This window comes from Microbacterium excoecariae, assembly GCF_011326725.1.
Lineage (GTDB): Bacteria > Actinomycetota > Actinomycetes > Actinomycetales > Microbacteriaceae > Microbacterium > Microbacterium excoecariae.
In genome coordinates, this window is the sequence record NZ_JAANCO010000001.1 from 463,461 (window position 1) to 490,410 (window position 26,950).

The following is a 26,950-nucleotide window of genomic DNA, read 5'->3' on the forward strand; positions in this document are numbered from 1 at the left end:
ACACCCCCTCTACGCTGGGCGCATGGAGTGGACGAGCGACGTCGCCGCGGGATCCTGGATCCGCGAGCGCCTGGATCCCGACACCTGGTCGATCGGGCTGTTCGTGCCGCGGGGCTTCGCCGCCTACGCGCGAATCCTCCACCCCGCCTTCCGCGAGCGCCCCGTGCGCGGCGCGTGGCCGGAGGAGGGGGACGCGGAAGGGTGGGAGCGCTTCCTCGCCGAGTGCCCCGAGGTCGACGCCGAGCGCGTGTCGTGGTCCGAGGTCGCCCGCGCCTTCGGCACGACCCCCGGCCCGCTCGCGCAGTGGGACCACCTCGTCGGCACGGACCCGCAGGCCCCCGAGTCGGACCTCCGCGACGGCGCGGGCTGGCGGTACGAGGCCCCCGAGGAGGGCGTGCTCGATCCCGCCGCGCTCGCCGCGGCCGCCCGGCACCTCGTGACGCACACCGGCACCCCGGGATCCGGGTACGCGGCGATCTGGGAGGGCTGGGGCGGGCTCCTGGGGTTCGTCGGCACGCACTCCTCGCGGATCCTCGCCGCCTCGGCCGGGGACGACGCCCACCACGGCGAGTTCCTCCGCGAGAGCTACCGCGACGCGTTCAACAACGTCTTCCGCAAGGGCGTGTGGCAGCCGGGCGCGCTCTCGGACGAGATCTCCCGCGGCCCGCGCCTGGAGCTGCCGGGCCGCGGGCACGTGCTCTTCCGCGCGGCGCCCGCGGAGTGGGCGGACCCCGCCTGGGCGGACACCGCGCCGTGGGCCGAGCCGCTGCACGTGCACTCGCCGAGCCTCGTGTGGCCCGATGACCGGGCGTGGGTGCTCGCGAGCGAGATCGACCTCGACTCGACGACCGTGGCCGGATCCGAGGAGCTGATCGCGGCGCTCGTCGCGGATCCGGGCCTCGAGGCGCACCGCATCCCCGAGGACGCCGACCTCACCTGGCCGGGGCGCTGACGCCCCCGCGCCGATGCGAGACCGCGGATCCCGTCACCCGCCGTTCATCGAGACTTCGGTTCCCGTATTGCCGGTCTCGTAATTCCGCGTCACCTGCGGCCGCTTTTCTCGAGATGTCCCCGTTCGGGGCTCCCCCCTCGCGAAAGGCTTCCCCATGCGACTGTCCACGCCCCTCGCCGCCTGCGCGCTCGCCGCAGGATCCGCGCTGCTCCTCACCGGCTGCGCGGGCTCGGCCGGCGACGCGTCCGCGGACGACGACGTCATCCGCTTCGCCGCCCTGCCCCTCAGCGACGACCCGACCGTCGAGACCCCCGTCGACGCCATGAAGGCGCTCCTCGAGGAGGAGACCGGCATGACCGTCGAGGTCACCGAGGTGCCGAGCTACTCCGCCGTGATCGAGGCCGTGCGCGCGGGCCACGAGGACATCGGCGTCATGAGCGGCTTTCCGTCCGCCCTCGCCGTGAACACGGGCGAGGTCGACTCGCTCGTCGCGTGGCCCGGAACCGACGAGCCCGTCTCGACGTGCCTCGTGCTTGACGACTCGCCGCTGACCTCGCTCGAGGACATCACGCCCGACACGGTCGTGGCGTTCGCCGACCCCGCCTCGAGCTCGGGCTTCTTCATGCCCACGCACATGCTGGACGCGGCGGGCCTGACGGCGGGCGAGGACTTCGAGGAGCTGTTCTCGGGCGGGCACGACCGCAGCTTCATCGCGCTCCAGGAGGGCCAGGCCGACGTCGCCTGCACCTCGACGATCTTCCCGACGATGGCGGGCCAGGACAACCCGATGTTCCCGTTCGAGGAGGGCGAGACCCGCTCGATCGGCGAGAGCATCTCGATGCCGATCTCGATGTCCTTCCTCGGCAGCCAGTCCATGAGCGCGGACAAGCGCGAGGCGCTCGTCGAGGCGATCCCCGTCGTCTTCTCGGACGCGAACCGCGACGAGCTCGGCCTCTACATGGAGGGCATGCCCGAGGGCACCGAGCCCGTCATCGAGCCGGGCGCCGAGTACTTCCAGCCGTTCGTGGACATCGCCGCGATCGCCGACGTCGACATCTCGGACCTCGAGTGAGCGCCGTCATGACCGCCCCGACCGCGGCGCCCGCCCGCGAGGCGCTCGTCGAGATCCGCGATCTCGCCGTCCGCTACGCCCCGGACGCGCCGCTCGTGCTCGACGGCGTCGACCTCGACCTCTATCCCGGCGAGACGGTGGCGCTGCTCGGATCCTCGGGATCCGGCAAGTCCACGCTCATGAAGGCCCTCACGGGGTTCGCGCCCATCGGCTCCGGCCGGGTCCGCGCGGGCGACCACGACGTCGCCCGCCTCCGCCGCGGCGAGCTGCGCCGGCTGCGCTCCGAGGTCGGCCAGGTCTTTCAACAGTTCAACCTCATCGGCCGGCTCAGCGTGCTGACGAATGTGCTGACCGGATCCCTCTACGGCGCGGGCGCGGTCAACGCGCTCGGCACCTTCCGCAGCGCGGACCGGCGGCGCGCGCTCGAGCTCCTCGACCGCGTCGGCATCGCGCACAAGGCGGGCGACGAGGCGCGCTCGCTGTCCGGCGGACAGCAGCAGCGCGTAGCAATCGCGCGGGCCCTCATGCAGCGCCCGCGCCTCATCCTCGCCGACGAGCCCGTCGCGTCCCTCGACCCGAAGATGAGCCGCGTCGTCCTGGAGCTGCTGCAGTCCATCGCGCGCGAGGAGAAGATCCCCGTGCTCGTCAGCCTGCACGTCCTGCCCCTCGCCCTCGCCCATTCCGATCGCGTGGTCGGCCTGCGCCACGGGCGCATCGTCGTCTCCGGACGCACGGCCGCCCTCGACGCCGCGGCACTCGCGCCCGTGTACGACACCGACGACGAGGAGGAGGGCGCGTGAGCCTCACGACCACGACCCCCGCGGGCGGGATCCGTCCGCCCCAGCTCGACGAGCGCTCCCGCGAGCGCATGGAGCGCGCGTTCCGGATCCCCCGGGCCCGCTTCGTCGTCGGCGTCGCCGCCGCCGTCCTCATCTTCGTGTGGTCGGCCAACGGCGCGGAGTTCGACTTCCGCAAGCTCGGGGAGGGCGCGGCCAACATGGGCGAGTTCCTCGCGCGCATGTTCCCACCGGACTTCTCGAAGATCGACACGATCCTCCTGCTGCTCCTCGAGACGCTGCAGATGGCGATCGTCGGCACCGTGCTCGGCGCGGGCCTGTCGCTCGTGATCGCATTCGGCGCCGCGAGCAACATCGCCCCGCCGTGGCTGTATTACACGTGCCGCTGGTCGATGAACATCATTCGCGCGCTGCCCGACCTCGTCATCGCCCTCATGTTCGTCTCGGCCGTGGGGCTCGGCCCGTTCGCGGGCATCCTCGCCATGACGATCGGATCGCTCGGATCCATCGGCAAGATCTTCGCCGAGGCCATGGAGGCCGTCGACCGCGGGCCCATCGTCGCGATGGAGTCGGTGGGCGCCTCGAAGCGCCAGGTCATCCAGTACGCCATCGTGCCGCAGGCGCTCCCGCTGCTGACGAGCTACACGCTGCTCCTGTTCGAGGGCAACGTGCGCGGCGCGACCATCCTCGGCCTCGTGGGGGCGGGAGGCATCGGCCTCGAACTGACCACGGCCATGAACCGATACGAATACGGCCACCTGTGCGCCATGGTCATCTGCATCGTCGTGCTCGTCACGATCATCGACCAGGCCAGCGCCATCATCCGAAAGAAGATCACATGAGCATCGACGTCCTCGACCTCCCCCTCAGCGCGCCCGTCAACCTGCGCGACCTCGGCGGAATCCCCATGGCCGGCGGCACCGTCCGCACCGGCTTCGCCATCCGCACCGACGACCTGGCCACGGTCGACCCGGCGACGGCGGCCGACCTCGTCGACGGCGGGCTCGCCGCGGTCATCGACCTGCGATCGCACCAGGAGACCGCGTTCACGGGGCGCGGCGCGCTCGCCGAGCAGCCCGTGACGTACCACCACCTCCCGTTCATGGCGTCGGTCGGCGACGCGGGGTCCTCCGCCGAGGCGTTCGACCAGGCGTCGTTCGGGCAGATGTACATCCGCATGTATGAGCAGGCGGCGCCGCGCATCGTGGCCTCGCTCGCGGTCATCGCGACCGCGCCGGGCGCCACGGCGTTTCACTGCGCGGCGGGCCAGGACCGCACGGGCGTCCTCGCGGCGTCGCTGCTGCTCGCGCTCGGCGCGCCGCACGAGGCGATCGTCGCCGACTACGCCCGGACGGGCGAGAACTCGCCGCGGATCATGCAGCGCCTCGCGCCCGTCATGGGGCCCATCATGGCGCAGCACGGCTACGACCTGACCGACGCGGCGAAGGCCGCCACGCGGGCGGAGTTCTCGCCCGAGCCGATGCGCCAGCTGCTCGCGCACCTCGAGAACGGCTACGCGGATCCGCTGGTGCCGCTGCGGGAGGCGGGGCTGACGGACGGGCTCGTGGCGACGCTCCGCGAGCGCGCGCGGGCATGACGATCGCCGAGACCACGGCCGGGCCCGCCGCGCGCGGGCCCGGCCGGCCGCGGCGCGAGGGGCACGACGAGCGGATCCTCGACGCCGTCGCCGCGCTCGTCGACGCCGGCACGCCCGTCACCGTCAACGCGGTCGTGGCGGCCAGCGGGGTTTCCCGCGCGGCGCTGTATCGCCGGTGGCCGAGCATGGCCGAGCTGATCGCGGCGGCGCTCGACCGGGGTCGCGCGTCGATCGAGCTCGACCTGTCGGGCGACGTCAAGGACGCGATCATGGCGGTGTTGTTCGGCGACCCCGCCGCCGCGCGCGGACGCGGCTACAGCGAGCGCCGCTTCCGCACGCGCCTCGCCCTCGTCATGGAGAACCCCGAGCTGCAGCGGGCCTACTGGTCGTCGCACGTGCGCCGTCGCCGCGGGGCGATGACGCAGGCGCTGGAGGAGGCGGTGCGCCGCGGGGAGCTCCGCGCAGGCCTCGACGTCGATGCGTCGATCGACCTCATCAACGGCGTCTTCTACTACCAGTCCGTCGTGCGCGGATCCTCGCTCGAGGACCCCGCCACGCTCCGCCGCTGCCGGGCCGCGTTCGAGATCGCCTGGCGCGGCATGAGCGACGATGAGGCCGCGGGGTAGCGTGGCCGGATGGCGGGGGCGCGTGCGGAACGATTGCCGTGGGGGAGGGCGCTCTGGTTCGCGAGCGTCGCGATCGGGGCACCGTGGGCGGTCGTCACGGCGCTCACGACGATTCTGACTGTCTCGGATAGTGGCCGGTGGCCGTGGACGGCCTCGGCGCTCGCGGCGGCGCCCGCGATGGCGGCTGCGGCCGTGATCGCCGCGGCGCTCTGGGCGCGCCACCGCCCGCCGCTGTCGCGGACGGACGCGGGCTTGATCGCGATGGTGTCGAGCTACGCCTCCCTCGTCGCGCTGGCGCTCGCGCTCGCGATCGCCGAGGCCCGGAACGGCGCCCAGGCGGCGCTGGTGATCGTGGCCTACGCGCTCCCCACCGCGCTCGGCGTCTTCACGGCGGCCGCCGGTCCGGTCTGGGCCTGGGTAGGTGGCGTCGCCGCCGCGAGCCTGGCCGGGGTCCGCGAGACGCCGGTGAGGCGGCGCGTCGGCGCGCTCTGGGCCGGCGCGGGGATGCTGCTCGCGGCCGCCGCTGTCGTTCTCGCCCTGGCGCCGCCCCTGCCCTGTGAGCCGCCTCCGTCCGGTGGCATGGCGGCGCCGGCGCGCCTCGTCTGGCGATGGCTACCGCTCGGGTGGGGGTGCGATTCCGGATTCCCCGCCGATCCCGCGCCCTTCGCGACGCTGCTCCTCTCGCTCGGTCTCGCGGTGTGCGCGTGCGGCCTCGCCCTGCTCCTTCGACCGCGGCCCGCGCGCGCCCCGGCGCGGGAGAGGTTCCTCTTCGAGTGAGCGGAGCGCGGGTGCGCCGACGACATTCGTCACGCACATAGGGCGATGTGGGGTGGAGCGTGACCTGGTGGCTGAACGTGACGTGGGACTAGATTCCCGGTATGGACGACCACAATCCCCTGGTCCCCGCGGGCTATGACATCGCGTGGTCGGTGATCGTTGCGGCCGTGATCGCGCTCACCGTCATCGCGCTCATCGGGCTTGCCCGCTCGGCCAAGCATCTCACCGCATTGCAGGCATGGATCTGGACTCTTCTTGTCCTGCTTGTGCCGGTGCTTGGCGCTGTCGCGTGGCTGGCGGTGGGGCGCCGTTCCGTCCTGCCAGCGAACTCCAGGCAGTCGTAGCAGGGCCGGTTTACCGGGGTTCATCTCTCGCCGAGGCGGCCGTCATGATCGCGATATGGTTTGGGCACCTTCACGAAGCGAGGAGCCATGGACTCACAACCGTTCTGGAACCCGAAGATCGAGACGCTGCCGCGCGAGGACCTGCGGGCCCTCCAGCTGGAGAAGCTGCGCCGCACGGCGGAGTGGGCGGACGCCCGGAGCCCGTTCTATCGACGCACCTTCGCGGCCGCGGGCTTTCGCCCCGAGCAGCTGAAGTCCTGGGACGACATCCAGCGGATCCCCTTCCTCGAGCGCGAGGCGTGGATGGCGAGCCAGGACGCGCACCCGCCGTTCGGGGAGCTCCCCGTCACCGGGTCGGACAACACCGACAACGCGATTCGCCTCCACACGACGAGCGGCACGAGCGGGCGCACGCCACTGCGCGCGCTCGACAGCCGGAAGGACTGGTCCTGGGCGGCCGAGATGTGGTGCTACGGGCTGTGGGGCGCGGGCGTTCGGCCGGGAGACCGCGCGTACGTCGCGTTCGGGTACGGCACGTTCATCGGATTCTGGGGGCTCCACTACGGGCTCGAAAAGATGGGCGCGCTCACCCTCCCGGGCGGCGCGCAGAACACCGCCGGCCGCGTGAAGCAGATCATCGACTTCGGCGTGACCGTCGTGGCCTCCACGACGACCTACGCGCTGCGCCTCGCGCAGGAGGCGGAGGCGCTCGGGCTCGACCTGAAGAACTCGCCCGTGCACACCGTGATCCTCTCGGGAGAGCCCACGCCGCCCATCACGCGCGACCTGATCGAGCGCCAGTGGGGTGCCAAGGCGTACGACACGGCGGGGATGACCGAGCTCGGGACGATCTTCATGTTCGAGCCGCAGGAGCAGCCGGGCGGCACGCACATCATCGAGGGGCACTTCATCGAGCAGGTCGTCGACCCGGACACGGGCGAGGAGCTGCCCTACGGCGAGCCGGGCGAGCGCGTCACGACCTCCTTCGGGCGCGGCACGCTCCCGATCCTCCGGTACCGCACGAAGGACCTCGTCGTGAAGGTGCCGCACACGGTCGCCTCGAGCGGGCGAACGTGGGACCTCTACGAGGGCGGGATCCTCGGCCGCGTGGACGACATGAAGCTGATCCGCGGCACGAACGTATACCCGCGTGCGGTCGAGGAGATCGTGCGCAAGTTCGAGCTGATCGATGAGTTCCACACCTACATCGAGCGCGTGGGGATCCGGGACGAGGTCACGGTCCACGTCGAGCCCGTGACGGCCATGGACGACGCCGCCTGGCCCGGCCTGGAAGAGGCGCTCAAGCTCGAGCTCGCCGAGGCGCACGAGGGGCTGAACTTCCACGTCTCGCGCCGCGAGGCCGGGGCCCTCCCGCGCTTCGAACTCAAGGCCAAGCGCATGACCGACATGCGCCCCGCGAACCGTTAAGGAGCCGCCATGACGACCGATCTCCTCGGGCACCCGCTCACGGAGCAGGAGCGCCGGATCCTCGCCGCCCTCGACGAGCTCGTCGCGCTTTCGGGCGACTCCGGCCTCGCGCCGAACGCGCGCTCGGCCGTGCTCGCCGCCATCGCGCCGCTGGGCGTCGCGGCGACCGGGCTCGGCCTGCGCTTCGAGCACCTCATCGACCACGGCGTCTGACGCGCCCCGCGAAGGAGTCCAGAGATGATCCCCACGAACACCGCCGTCCCCGTCGTCACGCGTGGCGACGACCTCCACGACGCGACGCCGAACTCCGGCGGGGCGCTGCGGCTGTCGGGCGTGAGCCCGCAGCACACGCCGGCGACGCGGATCTGGTTCGGGCAGGTCTCGAACGAACCCGGGTATCGCTCGCTCCCGCACCACCACGGCGAGGCGGAGACGGGCGGGTACGTGCTGCGCGGGAGCGCGCGGATCTATTTCGGCGACGACTTCTCGACCTGGGTGGACATGGGGCCGGGCGACTTCGTCTTCGTGCCGCCGTTCATGCCCCACGTCGAGGCCAACATGTCGACGACCGAGGAGCTCGTGTGGCTCACGGCGCGTACCCCGGACAACATCGTCGTCAACCTCCCCGATGTCGCGGACGCCGCGCTCGCGGGATTCCGGCGCGCGTGAGCGGCGGCCCCTTCGCCGGCGCCGTCGCCCTCCGGGCGACGAGCGCTGACGCGTTCGTCGGGCGCACGCAGCCCGTGCCGTGGCCGAAGGCGTACGGCGGGGACCTGCTCGCGCAGGCCGTCGCCGCCGCCACCCGCACGGTCGCCGAGGACCGCGCCCTGAACGCCGCGCACACCCTCTTCGTCTCGCCCGCGACCGTGGGCGGATCCGTGGACATTTCGGTCGCGACCCTTCGGGACGGGCGCTCCTACTCGACGCGCCAGGTGACGGCGCGCGAGGGCGAGCGCATCGTCGCCGTCACCCTCGCGTCCTTCCACGTGGGGGAGGAGAGCGCGCTCGCCGCGGCGACCCCCATGCCGGCCGCGCCCGCGCCCGACGACGTGCCGGGCGCCGCCGCGGCCCTCGCGGGCGAGCGCGGCCCCGCCGCCGAGTACTGGTCCTCGGGCCGCGGCTTCGAGCTGCGTCACGTCGAGGGCGCGCCGTACGTGCGGCCGGTCCCGGGCGGGGGCGAGCGGATGCGCGTGTGGATCCGCGCCGACGCCGCGATCCCCGCCGGGCAGCCCGCGCACCGCGCGGCGCTCGCCTACGTCTGCGACTACGCGATGCTCGAGCCCGCGCTGTCGGCGACCGGCCTGCACTGGACGCGCCCCGGGCTCGTCACCGCCAGCACCGACCACGCTCTCTGGATCCACGCCGACGTGCGGGCCGACGAGTGGATGCTGTGCACGCTCGACCTCGTCCACCTCGGATCCGGGCGGGCCACCGTCCGGGGCGAGTTCCACGCCGCGGACGGCACCCACGTCGCGAGCGCCGTCCAGCAGGGCGTGATCCGCCTGAACCCGACTACGGAGGAACGATCGTGAGAGTGGCCGTTATCGGCGGGGGCCCTGGGGGCCTGTACGCCGCCACGCTGATGAAGGAGCTCGACCCCACCCGCGAGGTGGAGGTGTGGGAGCGGAAGGCCCCCGACGACACCTACGGCTTCGGCGTCGTGTTCAGCGACGAGACGATCGCGGGGATCCGCGGATCCGACCCCCGCACGCTCGACCTGATGACGCGCGAGATGGCGCAGTGGAGCGACATCGACATCCGCTACCGCGGCGAGGACATCACGGTCGGTGGTCAGGGGTTCTCGGCGCTCGGCCGCCGCCGGCTCCTGCAGATCCTCCAGCAGCGCTGCGCCGATCTGGGCGTCGTCGTGCACTACCGGACGCTGGCCCCCGACGTGGAGCAGTTGGCGACGGAATACGACCTGGTCGTGGCCGCCGACGGGCTGCGCTCGCCCACGCGCGAGCGCTGGAGCGATCACTTCGGGGCGCGCCTGGACCGCCGGCGCTCCAAGTACATCTGGCTCGGCACCGACCTCGTCTTCGAGGCCTTCACCTTCATCATCAAGCACACCCCGTGGGGCGTCATGCAGATGCACGGGTATCCCTATTCGGTCGAGGAGAGCACCTTCATCGTCGAGATGGAGCCCGAGGTCTGGGAGCGGGCCGGGTTCGGTCGGACCGCGGGCCTCGGCCCGGGCGACACGGACGAGGACGCGGTCGCGCGCATCGCGGAGATCTTCCGCGAGGACCTCGGCGGGCACGCGCTCCGCGCGAACAACTCCCAGTGGCTCGAGTTCACGACCGTGCGGACCGAGACCTGGCACCGCGACAACGTCGTCCTCATCGGCGACGCCGCGCACACGGCGCATTTCTCGATCGGATCCGGGACCAAGCTCGCCCTGGAAGACGCGCTCGCGCTGGCCGCCGCGCTCCACGAGAACCCCGACGTGCCGTCCGCCCTGTCCGCCTACGACGCGGAGCGCCGGCCGGTCGTGGCCTCGACGCAGCGCGCGGCGCAGGCGAGCCTCGAGTGGTTCGAGGACATCGCGCAGTACGCCGAGCAGGAGCCCTGGCAGTTCGCGTTCAACCTGCTCACGCGCAGCCGGCGCATCACCCGCGACGGCCTGCGCCCGCGCGACCCCGACTTCGCCGAGCGCACCGATCGCGCCTTCGCCGCGGCGGTGCCCGCGGGCCGCGCGGCCCCCGCGATGTTCCAGCCGATCCGGATCGGCGGGCTCGTGGTCGACAACCGCATCGCGGTCGCGCCGATGGACATGTACTCGGCCCGCGACGGCGTCGCGAACGACTTCCACCTCGTCCACCTCGGGTCGAAGGCCGCGGGCGGCGCGGGGCTCGTCCTCACCGAGATGATCGCGCCGTCCGCGGACGGGCGCATCACGCTCGGCTGCACGGGCCTGTATACCGACGAACAGGCGCGCGCCTACCGCCGGATCACCGACTACGTGCACGCGCAGTCGTCCGCTCGCATCGGAGCGCAGCTCGGGCACTCGGGGCGCAAGGGATCCACGCGCCTCATGTGGGAGGGCATCGACGAGCCGCTGACGGAGGGCGGCTGGGAGACGATGGGGCCGTCGTCCGTGCCGTACAAGGAGGGCGTGAGCGCGGCCCCGCGCGAGATGACCCGACGCGACATGGACGCGGTCGTGGCGGACTACGCCGCCGCCGCGCGCCGCGCCGCGGACGCCGGCTTCGACCTCGTCGAGGTGCACGCCGCGCACGGGTACCTGCTCTCGTCCTTCCTGTCGCCGTTGTCGAATAGGCGGACCGACGCGTACGGCGGATCCGCCGAGAACCGCCTCCGCTTCCCGCTCGAGGTCTTCGACGCGGTCCGCGAGGCGTTCGGCGAGGCCGGGCCCGTCACGGTGCGGCTCTCCGCCGTCGACTGGGCGCCGGGCGGGAACGAGGTGGACGACGCCGTGCGCATCGCCGAGGCCTTCATCGACCACGGCGCCGCCGCGATCCACGTCTCGAGCGGTCAGGTCGTCGGCGACGAGGCGCCCGCCTTCGGGCGGAGCTACCAGGCGCCCTTCGCCGATGCGATCCGCAACCGCGTTGCCGCGGCCCGCGGCGTGCCCGTGATCGCCGTCGGCGCGATCTCGTCGTACGACGACGTCAACTCGCTCCTGCTCGCGGGGCGCGCCGACATGTGCGCGCTGGGGCGCACGCACCTCTATGACCCCCAGTGGACCCTGCACGCCGCGGCCGACCAGGACTATCGGGGCCCGGGCGCGAGCTGGCCGGCACCGTTCCGCGCGGGCCGACGCAAGCCACCTACGGGCCGCACCGACGCCGTGCGGCCCCGGCTCGAACTCGTCCGCGGGCGCGCGGAGGCCCCGCGCGCGACGCGGTGGCACCCCCTCGCCTCGGCCCTCGTGTGATCTCCCCAGAAAGGCTCGCTGCCATGTCCCACACCATCGTGAACCCGCCCGCGCTGCCCGCGCCGTCCGGCTTCTCCCACGCCATCGCCGCGAGCGATGGATCCGTGCACCTCGCGGGGCAGACGGCGCTCGACGCGGAGATGAGGATCGTCCCGGGCGGGATCGTCGCGCAGTTCCGGCAGGCGTTCTCCAACCTGCTCGCGGCGCTCGCCGCGGCGGGCGGGGAGCCGCAGGACCTCGTGAGCGTCACGATCTACCTGACCGACGTCGAGGACTATCAGGCGCACGGCCGCGAGATCGGGCGCGCGTGGCGGGAGCTCGCTGGAGCGCACTACCCCGCGATGGCGGGGATCGGCGTCACGCGGCTATGGCAGCGCGAGGCGCAGATCGAGATCGCGGGCGTCGCGGTGCTGCCGGGGCGCGCGTGAGGCTCGGGACGCTCCGGATCGGCGGGCGCACGCGCGCGGTCCGTGTCGAGGCGGGCATCGCCGTCGAGATCCAGGGCATGGCCGACGTCGGCGCTCTGCTCGCGCGGCCGGACTGGCGCCGGATCGCCGAGCGGGCGCAGGGCACGGCGCACGCGCTGTCCGCGCTCGCCGACGACGCGTGGGCCCCGGTGGTCCCCGCGCCGAGCAAGATCGTGTGCGTCGGCCTCAACTACCGCGCGCACATCCTCGAGATGGGCCGCGAGCTGCCGGAGTTCCCCACGCTCTTCGCGAAGTACGCCGACGCGCTCATCGGGGCGGGCGATCCGATCCGGATCCCGCGCGAGGCCGCCGACACCCTGGACTGGGAGGGAGAGCTCGTCGTCGTCGTGGGGGAGACCGTGCGGTTCGCGGCGCCCGAGGCCGCGGCGCGCGCGATCGCCGGGTACACCGTCATGAACGACATCACGGTGCGCGCTCACCAGCGCCGCACGACGCAGTGGCTGCAGGGGAAGACCTTCGAGGCCACGACGCCCCTGGGGCCGTGGCTCGTGACGTCGGACGAGGCGCCGGCGGGATCGGTCCTCACGACGCGGGTCGGCGACGAGACGGTGCAGAGCTCGACGACGGACGATCTCGTCTTCGGCGCGGCCACCCTCGTCTCCTATATCTCGCGGATTACGACGCTGCGCCCCGGGGACATCATCGCGACGGGGACGCCGGGCGGCGTGGGCGCGGCGCGCACGCCCCCGCGGTACCTCGCCGACGGCGAGACCGTCGAGGTCTCGATCGAGGGCGTCGGCGCCGTGCGCAACCGCGTCGAGGTCGTGGATCCGACGTTCTCGGTATCGTGACGCCTCGGAAACCTGACGGCCGTTCGAAGCGAGATATGGTGCCACGCATGACGGAAGAAGCGCTCGGAGAGGTCCTCGACGACATGGAGTCGCGCCCGGGCAGCGCAACGTCGCTGCTCCGGACGATTGTCGCGATCTTCCTGCGGGAGATGGGCGGGTGGATCTCCGTCGCCCACCTGCTGGAGCTCCTCGACGCGCTCGACATCTCGGACGCCCGCGCGCGCACCGCGATCGCGCGCGTGAAGAAGAAGGGCCTCCTGATCGCCGAGACGCGCGACGGCGGCGCGGGGTATCGGCTGGCCGACCAGGCCGTTCCGATGCTCGCGCGCGGCGATCGCCGCGTGTACAACCCGCGCAACATGGGCGCGGACGACCGCTGGTACCTCATCTCGTTCACGATCCCCGAGGAGCGGCGCGCGCAGCGCCATCAGCTCCGCAAGCGGCTGGAGTGGATCGGGTGCGGGCTCGTCTCGCCCGCACTCTGGATCGCACCCGCGTTCCTCGCGGACGAGATCGAGGAGATCCTGCGCCGGGTGGGGGTGCGCGACGACTGCACGACGTTCGTGGCCGAGCGCCCGATCGTGACGGGCGACCCGCGAGAGACCGTGGCGGCGTGGTGGGATCTCGACGCCATCCGCGCCCACCACGACACCTTCCTTCGCCTGCACGCCCGCGACGTGCCCCCGCCCGCCGGCGTGACCGACCGCGAGGCGTTCGCGATCTACATCCGGGCGATCGACACGTGGCGCATCGTCCCCTACATTGATCCGGGGCTGCACCCCTCGCTCCTGCCCGACGACTGGCCCGGATCCGACACGAGCCGGCTCCTCGAGGATCTGCGCGAGACATATAGCGCGCCGGCCACCGAGTACGTCGGATCCGTCACGGGACGGCGCATCGACAACCCCGGGCGCGCGGCGCGTGTGCGCGCCGCCGCGCGCATCGCGTGAACACGGCGATCCTCCTCGACGGGTGGCAACACCGTCGGGCGCCGCTGCACTGGCAGGGATGGTTGGCGGAGCGCCTGGTCGAGCACGGGTGGCGGGTCGACTATCTCACGCTGCCGGACCCGGAGTCTCCCCGATACGACGCCTGGTCGCGCGTGGTGCGGGACGCGGTGGGGCGGGCCGATCGTCCCGTCGTCGTCGCGCATGGCCTCAGCGTGCTGCTGTGGCTGCGGATGTGCGTCGACGCGACCGCGGCGCAGCCCCGCGTCGAGCGCGCGCTTCTCGTCGCCCCGCCCGCGGCGGGCGCGCATGGGGGCGACGTCTCCGCGTTCTGGCCGGCCCCCGAGGACGCGGCGACGGTCGTGGCCGCGCACGAGCGCCGACCGGACCTCGTGTGGGCCGACGATGACCCCTACCTCCCGGGCGGGGCGAGCGATCTCGCGCGCCGCGCCGGAGCGCGCTCGATTCCGCTCCGCGGCGGCGCACACCTCAACGCGGCGGCCGGCTTCGGCCCCTGGCCGGAGGCGCTGAGCTGGTGCCTGACGGGCATCTGGACCGCGGCTCCCGACAACGACGAAGGACGACGGGCATGACACCCACCCCCACCTCCGACTGGCTCGCCACCGTGTTCCGCCCCGAGGGGGTGCGCCTCGGCATCATGACGGTCGGCGCGCTTCCCGCCGAGGAGGACGCGGCCGTCGACGCGGCCATCGCGGGCGCGGGAATGCGCCCGTCGCGGCGCCACGCGCGCCTGCTCCCGCGCGTGGGGGAGAACGCGCTGCGCGTGGACGACGTGGTCGAGTTCGTGCACGCGTACGGGCACGAGTATCAGGCGGCGCTCGTCGCGCCGCGCGCGCTGGACGACGCCGACCGCGTGGGCGAGATTCGCGCGGCGGGCGGGGAAAGCGGCGTCGCCGTTCGCGTCGCCTAACGAAATCGTGACGATGGTCGTGATATTGAAACACGACCGTCATCCCGCGACACGGTGACGTGACATTGCGTCGGTAGGAATGGACCTAGCAGGAGAGCACCGGGCCTGCCTCCCGATTCCCTGACCGATAAGGATTCACAATGCGTGAACACCGTCGCAGTACTGTCCTCGCCCTCGCTGCCGTACCGATCGTGTCCGGCCTCTTCCTCGCCGGTTGCTCGGCGAGCACCGCCGACGACGACGCGGCGCCCGCCGCGGCGAACGACGCGCCGCTCTACGACCTGCTCCCCGCCGACGTGCAGGAGGCCGGGGTCATCAGCTTCGGGGCCCTGTGGGAGACCCCGCCGACCATCGGTGTCGACCCCGCGGACCCCAACACGCCGGTCGGCTTCGCGCCGGATGTCGCCGCCGCGATGGGCGAGCAGCTCGGCGTCGACGTCGAGTGGCAGAACCTGCAGTGGCCCGCCCAGCTCCCCGGGGTCCAGTCCGGATCCGTGGACGCGCTGTTCGGCCAGGTCTCCATCACCGAGGAGCGCGAGACCTCGATCGTCGACCTCGTGACCTTCCAGGTGAGCGACTACGCCGTGCTGACCCGCGGCGAGGACGACGGCGCGTTCGCCCGCCTCGACGAGATGTGCGGGCTGAACATCGCGGTCCCCGTCGGCGCGACCCAGGTCGAGTACGTCAGCGCCGCGAGCGACCGCTGCGAGGAGGCGGGCGAGCCGGCCATCGAGATGACCGAGTACCAGGGCGCCACCGCCGCCCTGCAGGCCCTGCGCGCCGGCACCGTCGACGCGTGGATCAACGGCGAAGACGAGCAGGCCCAGGCGGTGGCGAACAACGGCGACGAGTTCGCCATGTTCACCGCGGGATCCGACGAGCTGCCCCCGTCGATGGCGGGCATCGCGGTCGGCAAGGACCAGCCGGAGCTCACCGAGGCCATCTACGAGGCGCTCGGCGCCCTGATCGACGACGGCACCTACGACGAGCTGATCGAGGAGTGGGGCCTGGTCGGCGGGATCTCCCGGGACGAGCTCGCGATCAACCCGATCACCGAGACCCCCGTCGGCGAGATCGCCGACTGAGTCGAGAGGTCGAACCCGACGTGAGCGCGATGACGCTGAGCCTGCGGCTCCCGAGCGGTACGCCGATCGAGACCTTCCGGCAGGCCGCGATCCTCGCCGAGCGCGTCGGGTTCGACCAGATCTGGACCGGCAACGACCTGTTCAAGCCGTCGGGCCTCGTGCCCGTCACCGTGGCGCTGGACTCCACGAGCCGGATCCGTGTCGGCTCGAGCGTCCTGAACCCCGTCTCCCTCAGCGTCGCGGAGATCGCCTCCTTCGCGAGTCAGTTGCAGGACCTGTCCGGCGGGCGATACCTCCTGGGCCTCGGGGCCGGGAGCGATGTCTACCTGGGCTGGGCGGGAATGTCCGCCGAGCGGCCCGCGCCGCGCACGGCCCGAGCGGTCCAGGAGCTCCGCGCGTTGCTCGACGGGCGGTCCCCTGCGGACGACGGCCACGCGGGCTGGGCGACCACGGCGCGGCTGCAGCGGCCCTCGCCGCACCGCACGCCGATCTACGTCGGCGGGATGGGGCCGCACATGCTCCGCGCGGCGGGGCGGCACGCGGACGGCGCGATCGCGCTCGCGCTCCCGCCCGAGCGGATCGGGTGGGTGCGCGACCAGGTCTCCCGCGGCCAGGCGGCGCGCTCAGAGCCCGCGCCGTTCGACCTCGCGTGCGCGCTGTGGGTGTCGATCGACGAGGATGCCGCCGCGGCACGCGCGATGCTCGCCGACCGGATCGCGCGGTACTGCGGATCCCTGTCGCGCGAGGCCCTCGCGGCGGCCGGATACGACGTCGACCGTTTCGCCGAGATCCAGCGGCTCTCCGACCACGGCCGGCACGAAGAGGCGGTGCGCCTGGTCGACGACGCGATGCTGCGGCTCGGCGTCGCAGGCAACGCACACGACGTGATCGACCAGTGCCTCGCGCTGGCCGGTGATGGCATTCGACATCTCTCGTTCGGGCACCCGCTCGGGCGCGACCCGATGGAGGCGATTCGGGTGCTCGGCGAGCACGTGATCCCTGCTGTGGAGAAGGAGTACGCATGACCTCGACGACGATGCCCACGATGAGCGATACCGCGTGGGATGCGCTGCGCGAACCGACGGACGGCGCGGCGATCCTCGCGAACGTGCGCGCGCTCGTGCCGATGGCCGCGGCGGAGGCCGCGCAGACGAACGCGCAGGGCTTCATGACCGAGCCCATGCGGGAGGCCCTGCGCCGGGCCGGGACGTATCGCGTCGGGTTCTCCGCGAGCCGCGGCGGCCCCCAGGTCTCCCTGACGCAGCAGACGCAGATGGTCGAGGCGTTCGCGCGCGCCGACGCCTCGCTCGCGTGGAACCTCTGCATCCTGCAGGCCACGGGCTTCTATGCCTCGCGGCTCGGCGATCGAGCCTTCGCCGAGCTCTACCCCGAGCTGGACATTCCCACGTGCGGGTCGTTCCACCCGCGCGGCCGCGCCGACATCGACGGCGACGAGCTCGTGGTGTCGGGCACGTGGATGACCGGGAGCGGGATCATGGCGTCCGAGCGCATCGTCGCCGGCGTCGAGGTCTTCGACGGCGGCGAGCAGGTCATGAAGGCGGACGGCTCGCCGCTCGTTCTCGGCGTGTGGCTGCCCATCGACGAGGTCGAGATCCTCGACGACTGGCACGTCATCGGCCTCCGCGGCTCGGGGAGCCGATCGTACCGCGTCGACGGCGCGCGCATCCCGCGCCACCACTCCTTCGACCGGTACTTCACTCCGCAGGCCGACGCCGAGCCGCTCAACAAGGTCGTCGATCTGCCCTTCTATTCCATGGCGGGAATCCCCGTCGGGATCGCGCAGCACGCGGTCGATCTCGCAACTGCCGCCGTGCGACGCAAGGGTGCCGACGACACGCGTCGCCTGGGGCTGCTCGGCGAGGCGGAGAGCCTCACGCGCGCCGCGCGCGCCGTCGTCTACGCGGGCGTCGGCGCCATCGACGACGTGATCTTCCGCGACGGCGAGCTTCCGTCCGGATCCACCATGGCGCGCGGGGATTCGCCCGCTGCGACGCAGCTGGCGCGCCGCGTCGTGGACATCTGCGCCGAGCTGCAGGGATCCGCCCTCATCTACGAGCGCAACCCGTTCGAGCAACTCGTACGCGATCTCGCGGGCGTCACCGCGCACGCCTCGACCTCGCGCTCGCTCTGGGTGTCGGTCGGCCGCACGATTCTGGAGGAGTCCGCATGACCACGCACCAGCTCTCCGCCCCGCCGCGCGAGGAGGTCGCCGCGTCGCGGCCGAAGAAGCTCAACGTCGTCCCGGTCCGGCACTACGGCCGCGGCGTGTTCGTCGCGCTCGTCGTCGTCGCGCTCGTGACGATGCTGTGGGGCCTCGCCACCAACCCGAACATCCAGTGGGACATCGTGTGGGAGTTCCTCTGGAGCCCCGCGATCTTCCAGGGCCTCGGCGCGACGCTCCTCATGACCGTGTTCGGCATGTTCTTCGGCGTCATCCTGGCGATCGTCGTGGGCGTGATGGCGATCTCGGAAGCCCGCGTGCTCAACGCGGTGGCGGCCGTGTACATCTTCATCTTCCGCGGCGTGCCCATGATCGTGCTGCTGATCTTCGTCGGGAACCTCGGGTTGTTCTTCTCCGATTTCACGCTGGCGATTCCGTTCACGAACATCGAGTTCTTCTCCGTGCCCGTCAACGAGGTGATGACGCCGTTCGTCTCGTCGGTCGTCGGGCTCGCCGTCGCCGGTTCCGGATACATGGCCGAGGTCGTGCGCGCGGGGATCCTGTCCATCGGCGTCGGACAGCACGAGGCCGCCAAAGCGCTCGGGGTGACCTACCTGGGCACACTGCGGTACATCGTGCTGCCGCAGGCCGCGAAGGTCCTGCTCCCGCCCATGGGGAACGAGCTGATCGGCATGCTCAAGGCGTCGGCGATCGTCTCGGTCATCGGCGGCGGTGACCTCCTCACGATTGCGCTGGGCATCTCCGGCGCGAACTTCCGCACGATCGAGCTGCTGATCGTCGCGACGATCTGGTATCTCGCCGTGATCGCGGTGCTGACGGTCGGTCAGCACTTCCTCGAAAAGCGCACCGCCGCGAAGTGACAGGAGCACGACCATGACGATGATCGAGAAGACCGACGCGCTGATCAGGATCGACGGCGTCGACAAGTGGTACGGCAACACGCAGGTCCTGTTCGACGTGGACCTGGCGATCGAGGAGGGCGAGACGGTCTGCATCATCGGGCCGTCGGGATCCGGGAAGTCCACGCTGCTGCGGTGCATCAACCACCTGGAGGAGATCAACACCGGGTCGATTCGCGTCGACGGGTCGCTCATCGGGTATCACGAGCGGCGCGGGCGTCTGCACGAGATGCGCGAGCGCGAGGCGTGCGCCCAGCGGGTCGAGATCGGGATGGTGTTCCAGCAGTTCAACCTCTTCCCGCACATGACCGTGCTCGACAACATCACCTTCGCGCCCGTCAAGATAAAGCACCGCCCGAAGGCCGAGGCCCGCGAGCACGCGCGCGAGCTGCTCCGCCGGGTCGGTCTGGGCGACAAGGCGGACGCGTTCCCGTCGCAGCTGTCGGGCGGGCAGCAGCAGCGCGTCGCGATCGCCCGAGCCGTGGCCATGGGGCCGCAGGTCCTGCTGTTCGACGAGCCCACGAGCGCGCTCGACCCCGAGTTGGTCGGCGAGGTCCTCGCGGTGATGAAGGATCTCGCGCGCACGGGCGGGATGACGCTCGTCGTCGTGACGCACGAGATGGGATTCGCGCGCGAGGTCGCCGACCGCGTCGTTTTCATGGCCGACGGCAAGATCGTGGAGGTCGGCCCGCCCGCGCAGGTGCTCGACAACCCGGCGCACCCGCGTACGGGGAGCTTCTTGTCGGCCGTGATCCGATGAGCGACCTGGAGAGGCGCGTCGTGTTCGTCGCCGGGGGAGCGGGCGTGATCGGCGCGGCGACCTGCCGCGCGATGGCCGCCGAGGGGGCCCGCGTCGTGGTGCATTGCCGATCCCGCATCGACCACGCGCGCGTTCTCGCGGCGTCCCTGCCGACGCCCGCCATCGCGGTATCCGCGGACCTGACGAATCCGGAGGAGCTGGCCGCTGCCCTGGCGGAAGCCGTCGCGGCGCTCGGCCCGATCGACGTCGTCGTGGACGCCGCGCACCCGGGCCAGGAGGTCGCGGCGGTCGCCGACCTGACCCCGGGAATCCTCCGGGAGCAGTTCTCCGGCGCGCTCGGGTTCCAGGCGCTCTGCGCAGGCGTCGTGCCCGCGATGCGCGACGGGGCGTGGGGGCGCATCGTCTACGTGTCGGGCGCCCTGATGGCGCGGCCCGCCCCCGGGTTCGGCGCGTACGGCGCGGCCAAGTCCGCCGCGACCACGCTGGCGCGCTATCTCGCGCTGGAGGAGGGGCGGCACGGCATCACGGTGAACGTCGTGGCGCCGGGGCGGGTCGTCGACCCGACCGACGAGACGCCGCTCGACGTCGAGCACGCCGAGCTGGCGGCCCGCCTGCTCGAGCGCATGGCGCTCCCCGGTTTTCCGAGCCCGGACGACGTGGCGCGCGCGATTGTCGCGCTGACGGCCCAGGGCGCGGTCACGGGCCAGACCGTATGGGTCACCGGCGGCGAGCCGATCGCCGCCTGACGAGTGTGTGAGGAGAACACGATGACGAATGCATCGACGATGCCGACGGCGATCGCCGACACCACGGGGCTCGGCCTCGAGGCGCCCGACAGCGCCGCGGCCATCCTGCGCAACACCGACCGGATCCTGCCGCTGATCGCGAGCGAGGCCGACGCGATCGAGCAGGCCGCCTGCCTGACGGAGCGCGCGGCCGCGGCGATGCGCGGTGCCGGGGTGTTCCAGATGGCGTTTCCCGCCTCCCGCGGCGGGGTCGAGATGACGCTCGAGCAGCAGGTCGAGGTCACGGCGCGCGTCGCGGCGGTCGACGCGTCGGCCGGATGGAACGTCGGCGTGCTGAACGCGACCGGGTACTATGCCGGCCGCCTGGGCGACGAGGCCTACGCGGAGCTGTACCCGTCGCGGGATATGCCGACGGCCGGCGCCTTCCACCCGCGCGGGCGCGCCGACATCGTCCCGGGCGGGTACCTCGTCTCGGGGCAGTGGGGCTGGGGATCCGGAAGCTATACCGCGGAGCACATCATCGGCGGAGCCGAGGTCTACCGCGACGGCACGCCCGTCCGCGGCGCCGACGGGGCCATCGTGCACCGGGGATTCTGGCTCCCGCTCGATGCCGTGGAGATCGCCCACGACTGGCAGGTCCTGGGGGTGCGCGGATCCGGGAGCACGTCCTTCGCGATTCCCGAGCCGGCGTTCGTGCCGTCCCACCACTCGTTCGATCGCGAGGCGCCCGACCGGGCGGACGGCGATCCGCTCGACAAGGCCGTGCAGGTGTCCCACTTCGCGCTCACGGGCGTTGCGCTGGGGATCGCGCGCCACGCCGTCGAGCTCGCGGGCGATTTCGTGCGCGGGCGTCTGAAGGGCGCGGACGCGCTCAAGGTGGACGCGGCGACGCGGCAGGCGCTCGGAGAGGCGATGAGCGAGGTCGACTTCGCGTTCGCGGGCGTGCGGGAGGTCGCGCGCCGCACCGACGAGGTCCTCTTCCGCCCGGGCGCCGGGCTCACCGCGGTGCAGCGCACGCGCATGGTGGCGGCGAACGCGATGGCGGCGCGGTCGATGAAGCGCGCCGTCGACCTCGCCTCCGAGATCTCCTCGGCGGCCGTGATCCTCGACAAGAACCCGATGCAGCGGGTCGTGCGCGACAGCCATGGCGCGCTCGCGCACGCCGGCTCGCGACGCACCCACTTCGGCGCGATGGCCGCCGCCGCGCTCGCGCCCGGCGCCTCGTTCACGCTGCCGAGCGACCCCGCCTGGGCGAGGTCCTTCGCGTGATGGCGGCGATATCGCCGGGGAGCCCGCGGGTCCGCGTCACCGTCGTGCGCGTGGACAAGCCGCGGGGGACGGCCCGGGTGGGCGACTGGTTCGAGGTCGACGGATCGCGCATGACGTTGCCCGACGGACAGGCGTTTTGCCCCTACGCGCTCTCCGTCGTGCTCCCGATCATCACGATGCGCCAGCACGACCTTCCGGCGGACGACTGGCTGGTCCGCAAGCCCCTGATCTGCGGCCCGGATGCCGAGGAGAACCTCGTCATGCGGGTCGAGGCGATCGCGCGAGAGGACGACGACTGATGGAGACCCAGCGCGTGCGATGCACGCTCGAGGAGATGGCCTACTCGGCCTGCGGAATGGAGATCGGGGATCACTTCGAGGTCGGCCCCGAGGGCATCACTATGCCCGACGGTCAGCCCTTCTGCGTCTTCGCGGTGGCGGCCGTGGTGCCGCTCGTGAAGGGCCGCCAGGGCGAGGACCTGGAGGCGTGGCTGGAGTCGCGGCCCCTGCTGCAATGCCCGGATCCGCCCGAGGCGGTCCGGATGCGGATTGAGGCCGCGCCCGCGCGAGCGGAGGGGGCGGCATGAACGGCGAACCCACCTTCAGCGTGCGGATCGGGAGCTCCTCGGGCGCGCAGGAGATCGTCGACCGCGCCGTGTTCGCGGAGCAGGTCGGCTTCGACCAGGTCTGGACGGGCAATGACATCTTCGGGAGCCCGGGCCTCGTCTACCTCGCGGCGATCGCCATGCGCACCTCACGGATCCGCTTTGGATCCGGCGTCATGGATCCGGTTTCCCTCCACCCCGCTCAGATCGCGGCGTACGCCTCCGGCCTCCAGGAGCTGTCGGGCGACCGCTTCCTCCTGGGGCTCGGGGCGGGGTCCGAGGTGTTCTTCTCCTGGGCGGGCATCGAGACGGCCTCGCCCGTGCGCCGCACCCGCGAGGCCGTGGTGGCGATCCGGGAGCTCGTGAACGGCCGCTCCCCGGCGGGCGTGCCCGGCGCCGGGCACGGGTGGACGGAGCAGGCGGTCCTGAAGCGCCCGCGCCCCGTCCCGATCTACGTCGGCGCCATGGGGCCCCGCATGATCGAGATGACGGGACGCTACGCCGACGGAGCGCTCCCGCTCTGCCTCCCGCCGTCGCACGTGTTTCACGTCATGGAGCAGCTGAAGGTCGGCGCCGAGAAGGCGGGCCGGCGCGTGGCGGACCTCGACGTCGCGGCGTGCACGTGGGTCTCGATCGCCGACGATCGCGCCGTCGCGCGTCGCCTTCTCGCGACGCACATCGCGGAGTACAGCGGCTCGCTGTCCACGGCGGCGCTGGAGCAGAACGGATTCGACCCGGCCGAGTTCGCCCGCACGCAGGCCCTCGTCCTCGAAGGGCGCGAGGAGGACGCGATCGCGTCCGTCACGGACGACATGATGCGCCTCGGGATCGCGGGCGGCGTCGACGACGTCATCGATCAGTGCGGGGCGCTCCTGGACGCCGGAGTGCGCCACATCTCGTTTGGTCCGCCGATGGGCCCGGACACGGTCGAATCCACGCGGCTGCTGGGGGAGAAGGTCCTCCCCGTGCTGCGTGCCGAACTGTCACACCACCACTGAAGGAGAACCCATGCTGTACGTCTATGGCGGAATCGCGGTCGCCCCGGAGCACGTGGAGGTCGTCACGGAGCGTGCGAACGCGTTCGTCGCCGCCTGTCTCGCGGAATCCGGAGTCGTCGAGTACGCGCTGTCCTGGAGCACGGCGGATCCGTCGTACCTGCGCATGCTCGAGATCTGGGAATCGGTGGACGATCACCGCACGCACACCGGACAGGCGCACGTCGCGGAGTGGACCGCGTTCATCTCGGCGCACGCGGTGGCGGCGCCGGCCTTCCACCGCTACGTCGTGGACGTCGTCGAGCGACCGTAGCGCCGACGTAATGTCTCAGTAATGCGACGCTCGTTATGCTTGTGACATATCCGATCAACGGAAAGGGTGCGGCATGGGAGTCACGGCCAACACGCGCGAGCTCGAGGACGACATCGTCACCGACCTGCGCGACAAGCTCACGTACGGGTCCTACCTCGAGCTGGACAAGATCCTCTCGGCGCAGCGCCCGCTCAGCCGACCCGAGCACCACGACGAGATGCTGTTCATCGTCCAGCACCAGACCACCGAGCTCTGGCTCAAGCTGTGCATCCATGAACTGACGGCGGCGCGGGACGCGCTGATCGCCGACGACCTCGGCGGGGCGCTGAAGAAGATCGCGCGGGTCAAGCACATCCAGAAGACGATGACCGAGGCCTGGTCTGTGCTCGCCACCCTGACCCCGAGCGAGTACGCGGAGTTCCGCGACGACCTCGCCCAGTCCTCCGGGTTCCAGTCGTGGCAGTACCGCGCCGTCGAGTTCCTGCTGGGGAACAAGAACGCGCGCATGCTGAGCGTGTTCGACGCGGATCCGGCGGCGCGCGCCGCGCTCGCCGCGCTCCTGGAGCAGCCCAGCCTGTACGACGAGTTCCTGCGGTTCCTCGCGCGGCAGGGATACGACATCCCGCGCGAGCTCCTCGAGCGCGACGTCACCGCCGCCCACGAGCGCTCGGACGCGCTGGTCGACGTCTTCCGCGGCATCTACGAGGCGGCGGGCGAGAACTGGAAGATCTACGAGACCTGCGAGGAGCTCGTCGACCTCGAGGAGAACTTCCAGTTCTGGCGATTCCGGCACCTGCGCACGGTCATGCGGGTCATCGGCATGAAGCAGGGGACCGGCGGATCCTCGGGCGTGCCGTTCCTCCAGCGCGCGCTCGACCTCACCTTCTTCCCCGAGCTGTTCGCCGTACGCACCGAGATCGGACGCTGATCGATGACCACCGCACCCACGTCCGCGCCCGTCGCCGCTGAGCTCGACGCGGCCGACCCGCTCCGCGCCTACCGCGCCGAGTTCGTCGCCGCCGACGATCCGTCGGTCCGCGCCTACCTCGACGGCAACTCGCTGGGCCGCCCGCCCGCCGCCCTCCGGGACCGCATGAGCGAGTTCGTCGCCCGCGACTGGGGCACCGATCTCATCCGCGGGTGGGGCACCGGGTGGTTCGACAAGCCTCTCACGCTGGGCGACCGCATCGGCGCCGCCCTCATCGGCGCCGCGCCGGGGCAGACGATCGTCGGCGAGTCGACCACCGTGTCGCTTTATAAGGTCGTGCGCGCGGCAGTGGCCGCGCGGCCCGACCGCTCGGAGATCGTCGTGGACCGGGGCAACTTCCCCTCGGACCGCTACCTCGTCGAGGGCATCGCGGCCGAGACGGGCCGCACGCTCGTCTGGATCGACCCGGATCCCGAGTCGGGCGTGACCCCGGATCAGGTCGCGTCGGCGGTCGGGGAGCGCACGGCGGCGGTCATCCTGAGCCACGTCGCCTACCGCTCGGCCTACATCGCCGACATGGCGGCGATCACGCGGGTGGTGCACGAGGCGGGCGCGCTCGTCGTGTGGGACCTGTGCCACTCCGTCGGCGCCGTCCCGATCGAGCTCGACGCGCTCGGGGTCGACTTCGCCGCAGGGTGCACGTACAAGTACGTCGGCGGCGGCCCCGGCTCACCGGCCTTCCTCTACGTCGCGAAGCGGCATCTTGACGACGCGACGCAGCCCATCCAGGGGTGGATGGGCGTGCGCGACTCCTTTGCCATGGGGCAGGGATACGAGCCGGCCGACGGGATCCGCCGGTTCATCAGCGGGACCCCGCCGATCCTCGGCATGGTCCCCATGGAGTCCATGCTCGACCTCATCGAGCGCGCGGGCATCGAGGCGATCCGCGAGAAGTCAATCGCGCTGACCGAGTTCGCCATCGCTCTCGCCGACGAGCTGCTCGCCCCGCACGGCGTGACGCTTTCCTCGCCCCGCGACCCCGCGGTGCGCGGGGGGCACGTGACGATCGACCACCCCGCCTTCGCCGGGATGATGGACGACCTGTGGCACCGCGGGGTCATCCCCGACTTCCGCCCGCCGTCGGGCATCCGACTGGGGCTTTCGCCGCTGTCGACCTCGTTCACCGAGGTGGACGACGCCATCCGCACCATCGCCATGATGCTGGAGGAGCGCTCGTGAACCTGGATCAGCTGGAGCCGGAGCCGCAGCTCCTGCGCCAGACGTTCGGCCTGTTTCCCTCGGCCGTCGCCTGTATCGGAGCGATCGTGGACGACGAGCGCGAGGCGCTCGTCGCGTCGAGCTTCTCCGTGGGCGTGTCGATGGATCCGCCCCTCGTGTCCTTCGCCGTGCAGAACACGTCGACGACGTGGCCGCGCGTGCGCACCGGCGAGCGCATCGGTGTCTCGCTGATGGCGACGGAGCACGCGGACATCTGCCGCCAGATCGCGTCGCGCGACAAGGCCCGCCGATTCGATGGCGTCGAGACCCACGACGCGGATTCCGGCGCGCTGTTCCTCACGGGCGCGCCCGTGTGGCTGCAGTGCACGGTGTACTCGGAGGTGCCGGCCGGCGATCACCACCTCGTGCTCCTCCGCGTCGAGCACCTCGGGTTGAACCCCGCCCTGAGCCCGCTCATCTTCCACCAGTCGGCGTTCACGAGCGTGAAGTGACCTCCGTCCTCGACCGCGTCGCGCGCGCGCCGGATCGCGTCATCGTCGGGACGGAGACCGCGGGCGACGCCACCGACCTCTACCTGCCGCGGGGCGAGCGGCGCGGATCCGTCGTGCTCGTGCACGGCGGATTCTGGCGGGCGGCCTACGACCGCACGCACCTGCGCCCCCTGGCGGCGGCGCTCGCGGATCGCGGCTGGGTCGTCCTCGTCCCCGAGTACCTCCGCGTGGGACAGGCGGGCGGCGGCTGGCCGGGATCCGCGCGGGACCTCGAGCGCGTGACGCGGCGCGCCGCGGGCGTGTGCGGCGTGGACCTCGCCGCGGCGCGGCTCGTCGGGCACTCCGCCGGCGGCCACCTCGCCCTCATCGTCGCCGACGCGCTCGGCGTGGAGCACGTGGTGTCGCTCGGTGGGGTGCTGGACCTCCAGGCCGCGCATCGCGATCGCCTGTCGAACGACGCGGCCGGCGCATTCGTCGGGCGCTCGGGCGACATGGCACAGGCGGATCCGATGTGTCGCGCGGTGCCGCGCGCGGGCGTCCATGTCCTCCATGGCGCCGACGACCGGGAGGTGCCGGCGGCGTACGCGCGCGCCTACGCGGCGCGCGATCCGCGGATCCGGATCCGGATCCTCCCGGGCACGGGCCACTACGAGCTGATCGACCCGCGCGACGCCGCGTTCGCGACGCTCCTCGAGGCGCTCGACTCCTGACAGTCGCTCTCCAGGTCGATCTCGGCTAGACTGTTCAGGTTGTCTGTCGCGATCCGACTC

At 72.0% G+C, this 26,950-nt stretch carries 33 protein-coding genes; all 33 read left to right on the forward strand.

Annotation, left to right across the window (positions count from 1 at the left end; all coding sequences use genetic code 11):
• The first annotated feature begins 22 nt into the window (after nt 1-22).
• Nucleotides 23-952: a hypothetical protein gene (locus tag G8E01_RS02045; RefSeq protein ID WP_166315148.1), complete on the forward strand. Its 930-nt coding sequence runs from the start codon at nt 23-25 to the stop codon at nt 950-952.
• Between the two features lie 154 nt (nt 953-1,106).
• On the forward strand, nt 1,107-2,024 hold the full coding sequence (gene phnD / locus G8E01_RS02050) for a phosphate/phosphite/phosphonate ABC transporter substrate-binding protein (RefSeq protein WP_166315151.1): 918 nt from the start codon (nt 1,107-1,109) through the stop codon (nt 2,022-2,024).
• An 8-nt stretch (nt 2,025-2,032) separates the two neighbouring features.
• A complete protein-coding gene (locus G8E01_RS02055) occupies nt 2,033-2,824 on the forward strand; it encodes a phosphonate ABC transporter ATP-binding protein (RefSeq protein ID WP_166315154.1) in 792 nt (263 codons plus the stop codon).
• On the forward strand, nt 2,821-3,663 hold the full coding sequence (gene phnE / locus G8E01_RS02060) for a phosphonate ABC transporter, permease protein PhnE (protein ID WP_166315158.1): 843 nt from the start codon (nt 2,821-2,823) through the stop codon (nt 3,661-3,663). The genes G8E01_RS02055 and phnE overlap by 4 nt, the downstream gene beginning before the upstream one ends.
• On the forward strand, nt 3,660-4,418 hold the full coding sequence (locus tag G8E01_RS02065) for a tyrosine-protein phosphatase (protein WP_166315161.1): 759 nt from the start codon (nt 3,660-3,662) through the stop codon (nt 4,416-4,418). The genes phnE and G8E01_RS02065 overlap by 4 nt, the downstream gene beginning before the upstream one ends.
• On the forward strand, nt 4,415-5,044 hold the full coding sequence (locus G8E01_RS02070) for a TetR/AcrR family transcriptional regulator (protein WP_166315164.1): 630 nt from the start codon (nt 4,415-4,417) through the stop codon (nt 5,042-5,044). Before G8E01_RS02065 ends, G8E01_RS02070 begins: the two co-directional genes overlap by 4 nt.
• Nucleotides 5,045-5,053: 9 nt before the next feature.
• Complete coding sequence (locus G8E01_RS02075; RefSeq protein ID WP_166315167.1) at nt 5,054-5,821, forward strand: hypothetical protein; 768 nt, start codon at nt 5,054-5,056, stop codon at nt 5,819-5,821.
• 101 nt (nt 5,822-5,922) lie between these two features.
• Nucleotides 5,923-6,165, forward strand: coding sequence for a PLDc N-terminal domain-containing protein (locus G8E01_RS02080; RefSeq protein ID WP_166315170.1), 243 nt, complete (start codon nt 5,923-5,925; stop codon nt 6,163-6,165).
• A gap of 87 nt (nt 6,166-6,252) precedes the next feature.
• Nucleotides 6,253-7,593 (forward strand): phenylacetate--CoA ligase family protein, encoded by a 1,341-nt coding sequence (locus G8E01_RS02085; protein ID WP_166315173.1) that lies wholly within the window; start codon nt 6,253-6,255, stop codon nt 7,591-7,593.
• Nucleotides 7,594-7,602: 9 nt separating this feature from the next.
• Nucleotides 7,603-7,806 (forward strand): hypothetical protein, encoded by a 204-nt coding sequence (locus G8E01_RS02090; protein WP_166315176.1) that lies wholly within the window; start codon nt 7,603-7,605, stop codon nt 7,804-7,806.
• A gap of 24 nt (nt 7,807-7,830) precedes the next feature.
• Nucleotides 7,831-8,262 (forward strand): cupin domain-containing protein, encoded by a 432-nt coding sequence (locus G8E01_RS02095; protein ID WP_166315179.1) that lies wholly within the window; start codon nt 7,831-7,833, stop codon nt 8,260-8,262.
• Nucleotides 8,259-9,125 (forward strand): acyl-CoA thioesterase domain-containing protein, encoded by an 867-nt coding sequence (locus tag G8E01_RS02100; RefSeq protein ID WP_166315182.1) that lies wholly within the window; start codon nt 8,259-8,261, stop codon nt 9,123-9,125. Before G8E01_RS02095 ends, G8E01_RS02100 begins: the two co-directional genes overlap by 4 nt.
• Nucleotides 9,122-11,491, forward strand: coding sequence for a bifunctional salicylyl-CoA 5-hydroxylase/oxidoreductase (locus tag G8E01_RS02105; RefSeq protein ID WP_166315185.1), 2,370 nt, complete (start codon nt 9,122-9,124; stop codon nt 11,489-11,491). The genes G8E01_RS02100 and G8E01_RS02105 overlap by 4 nt, the downstream gene beginning before the upstream one ends.
• A gap of 23 nt (nt 11,492-11,514) precedes the next feature.
• Nucleotides 11,515-11,919: a RidA family protein gene (locus G8E01_RS02110; RefSeq protein ID WP_166315188.1), complete on the forward strand. Its 405-nt coding sequence runs from the start codon at nt 11,515-11,517 to the stop codon at nt 11,917-11,919.
• Nucleotides 11,916-12,770 (forward strand): fumarylacetoacetate hydrolase family protein, encoded by an 855-nt coding sequence (locus tag G8E01_RS02115; protein ID WP_166315191.1) that lies wholly within the window; start codon nt 11,916-11,918, stop codon nt 12,768-12,770. The genes G8E01_RS02110 and G8E01_RS02115 overlap by 4 nt, the downstream gene beginning before the upstream one ends.
• Before the next feature lie 47 nt (nt 12,771-12,817).
• Complete coding sequence (locus G8E01_RS02120) at nt 12,818-13,720, forward strand: PaaX family transcriptional regulator (RefSeq protein ID WP_166315194.1); 903 nt, start codon at nt 12,818-12,820, stop codon at nt 13,718-13,720.
• Complete coding sequence (locus G8E01_RS02125) at nt 13,717-14,310, forward strand: alpha/beta hydrolase (RefSeq protein WP_166315197.1); 594 nt, start codon at nt 13,717-13,719, stop codon at nt 14,308-14,310. The genes G8E01_RS02120 and G8E01_RS02125 overlap by 4 nt, the downstream gene beginning before the upstream one ends.
• On the forward strand, nt 14,307-14,648 hold the full coding sequence (locus G8E01_RS02130; protein ID WP_166315200.1) for a hypothetical protein: 342 nt from the start codon (nt 14,307-14,309) through the stop codon (nt 14,646-14,648). The genes G8E01_RS02125 and G8E01_RS02130 overlap by 4 nt, the downstream gene beginning before the upstream one ends.
• A 140-nt stretch (nt 14,649-14,788) precedes the next feature.
• Nucleotides 14,789-15,733 carry a transporter substrate-binding domain-containing protein gene (locus G8E01_RS02135; protein WP_166315203.1) on the forward strand — a complete coding sequence of 315 codons (945 nt, stop codon included), beginning with the start codon at nt 14,789-14,791 and terminating at the stop codon, nt 15,731-15,733.
• Between the two features lie 29 nt (nt 15,734-15,762).
• On the forward strand, nt 15,763-16,758 hold the full coding sequence (locus G8E01_RS02140) for an LLM class flavin-dependent oxidoreductase (RefSeq protein ID WP_240921285.1): 996 nt from the start codon (nt 15,763-15,765) through the stop codon (nt 16,756-16,758).
• On the forward strand, nt 16,755-17,924 hold the full coding sequence (locus tag G8E01_RS02145; protein WP_166315209.1) for an acyl-CoA dehydrogenase family protein: 1,170 nt from the start codon (nt 16,755-16,757) through the stop codon (nt 17,922-17,924). Before G8E01_RS02140 ends, G8E01_RS02145 begins: the two co-directional genes overlap by 4 nt.
• Complete coding sequence (locus G8E01_RS02150) at nt 17,921-18,796, forward strand: amino acid ABC transporter permease (RefSeq protein ID WP_166315212.1); 876 nt, start codon at nt 17,921-17,923, stop codon at nt 18,794-18,796. Before G8E01_RS02145 ends, G8E01_RS02150 begins: the two co-directional genes overlap by 4 nt.
• Nucleotides 18,797-18,815: 19 nt before the next feature.
• A complete protein-coding gene (locus tag G8E01_RS02155; protein WP_240921286.1) occupies nt 18,816-19,595 on the forward strand; it encodes an amino acid ABC transporter ATP-binding protein in 780 nt (259 codons plus the stop codon).
• A complete protein-coding gene (locus G8E01_RS02160) occupies nt 19,592-20,341 on the forward strand; it encodes an SDR family NAD(P)-dependent oxidoreductase (protein ID WP_166315215.1) in 750 nt (249 codons plus the stop codon). The genes G8E01_RS02155 and G8E01_RS02160 overlap by 4 nt, the downstream gene beginning before the upstream one ends.
• A gap of 21 nt (nt 20,342-20,362) precedes the next feature.
• Nucleotides 20,363-21,610 (forward strand): acyl-CoA dehydrogenase family protein, encoded by a 1,248-nt coding sequence (locus G8E01_RS02165; protein WP_166315218.1) that lies wholly within the window; start codon nt 20,363-20,365, stop codon nt 21,608-21,610.
• Nucleotides 21,610-21,909 (forward strand): TIGR04076 family protein, encoded by a 300-nt coding sequence (locus tag G8E01_RS02170; protein ID WP_240921287.1) that lies wholly within the window; start codon nt 21,610-21,612, stop codon nt 21,907-21,909. The genes G8E01_RS02165 and G8E01_RS02170 overlap by 1 nt, the downstream gene beginning before the upstream one ends.
• Nucleotides 21,909-22,196, forward strand: coding sequence for a TIGR04076 family protein (locus G8E01_RS02175; RefSeq protein ID WP_166315224.1), 288 nt, complete (start codon nt 21,909-21,911; stop codon nt 22,194-22,196). Before G8E01_RS02170 ends, G8E01_RS02175 begins: the two co-directional genes overlap by 1 nt.
• The gene (locus G8E01_RS02180) at nt 22,193-23,212 is read left to right on the forward strand and encodes an LLM class flavin-dependent oxidoreductase (RefSeq protein WP_166315227.1); all 1,020 of its coding nucleotides are present in this window, start codon (nt 22,193-22,195) and stop codon (nt 23,210-23,212) included. The genes G8E01_RS02175 and G8E01_RS02180 overlap by 4 nt, the downstream gene beginning before the upstream one ends.
• Nucleotides 23,213-23,222: 10 nt before the next feature.
• Complete coding sequence (locus G8E01_RS02185) at nt 23,223-23,522, forward strand: putative quinol monooxygenase (RefSeq protein ID WP_166315230.1); 300 nt, start codon at nt 23,223-23,225, stop codon at nt 23,520-23,522.
• A gap of 73 nt (nt 23,523-23,595) precedes the next feature.
• Entirely contained in the window at nt 23,596-24,450 is an 855-nt protein-coding gene (locus G8E01_RS02190) for a tryptophan 2,3-dioxygenase (protein WP_166315233.1), read from the forward strand.
• A 3-nt stretch (nt 24,451-24,453) separates the two neighbouring features.
• Complete coding sequence (kynU, locus tag G8E01_RS02195; protein WP_166315236.1) at nt 24,454-25,689, forward strand: kynureninase; 1,236 nt, start codon at nt 24,454-24,456, stop codon at nt 25,687-25,689.
• Entirely contained in the window at nt 25,686-26,180 is a 495-nt protein-coding gene (locus G8E01_RS02200) for a flavin reductase (protein ID WP_166315239.1), read from the forward strand. The genes kynU and G8E01_RS02200 overlap by 4 nt, the downstream gene beginning before the upstream one ends.
• Nucleotides 26,177-26,890 (forward strand): alpha/beta hydrolase family protein, encoded by a 714-nt coding sequence (locus tag G8E01_RS02205; RefSeq protein ID WP_166315242.1) that lies wholly within the window; start codon nt 26,177-26,179, stop codon nt 26,888-26,890. Before G8E01_RS02200 ends, G8E01_RS02205 begins: the two co-directional genes overlap by 4 nt.
• Nucleotides 26,891-26,950: the final 60 nt, after the last annotated feature.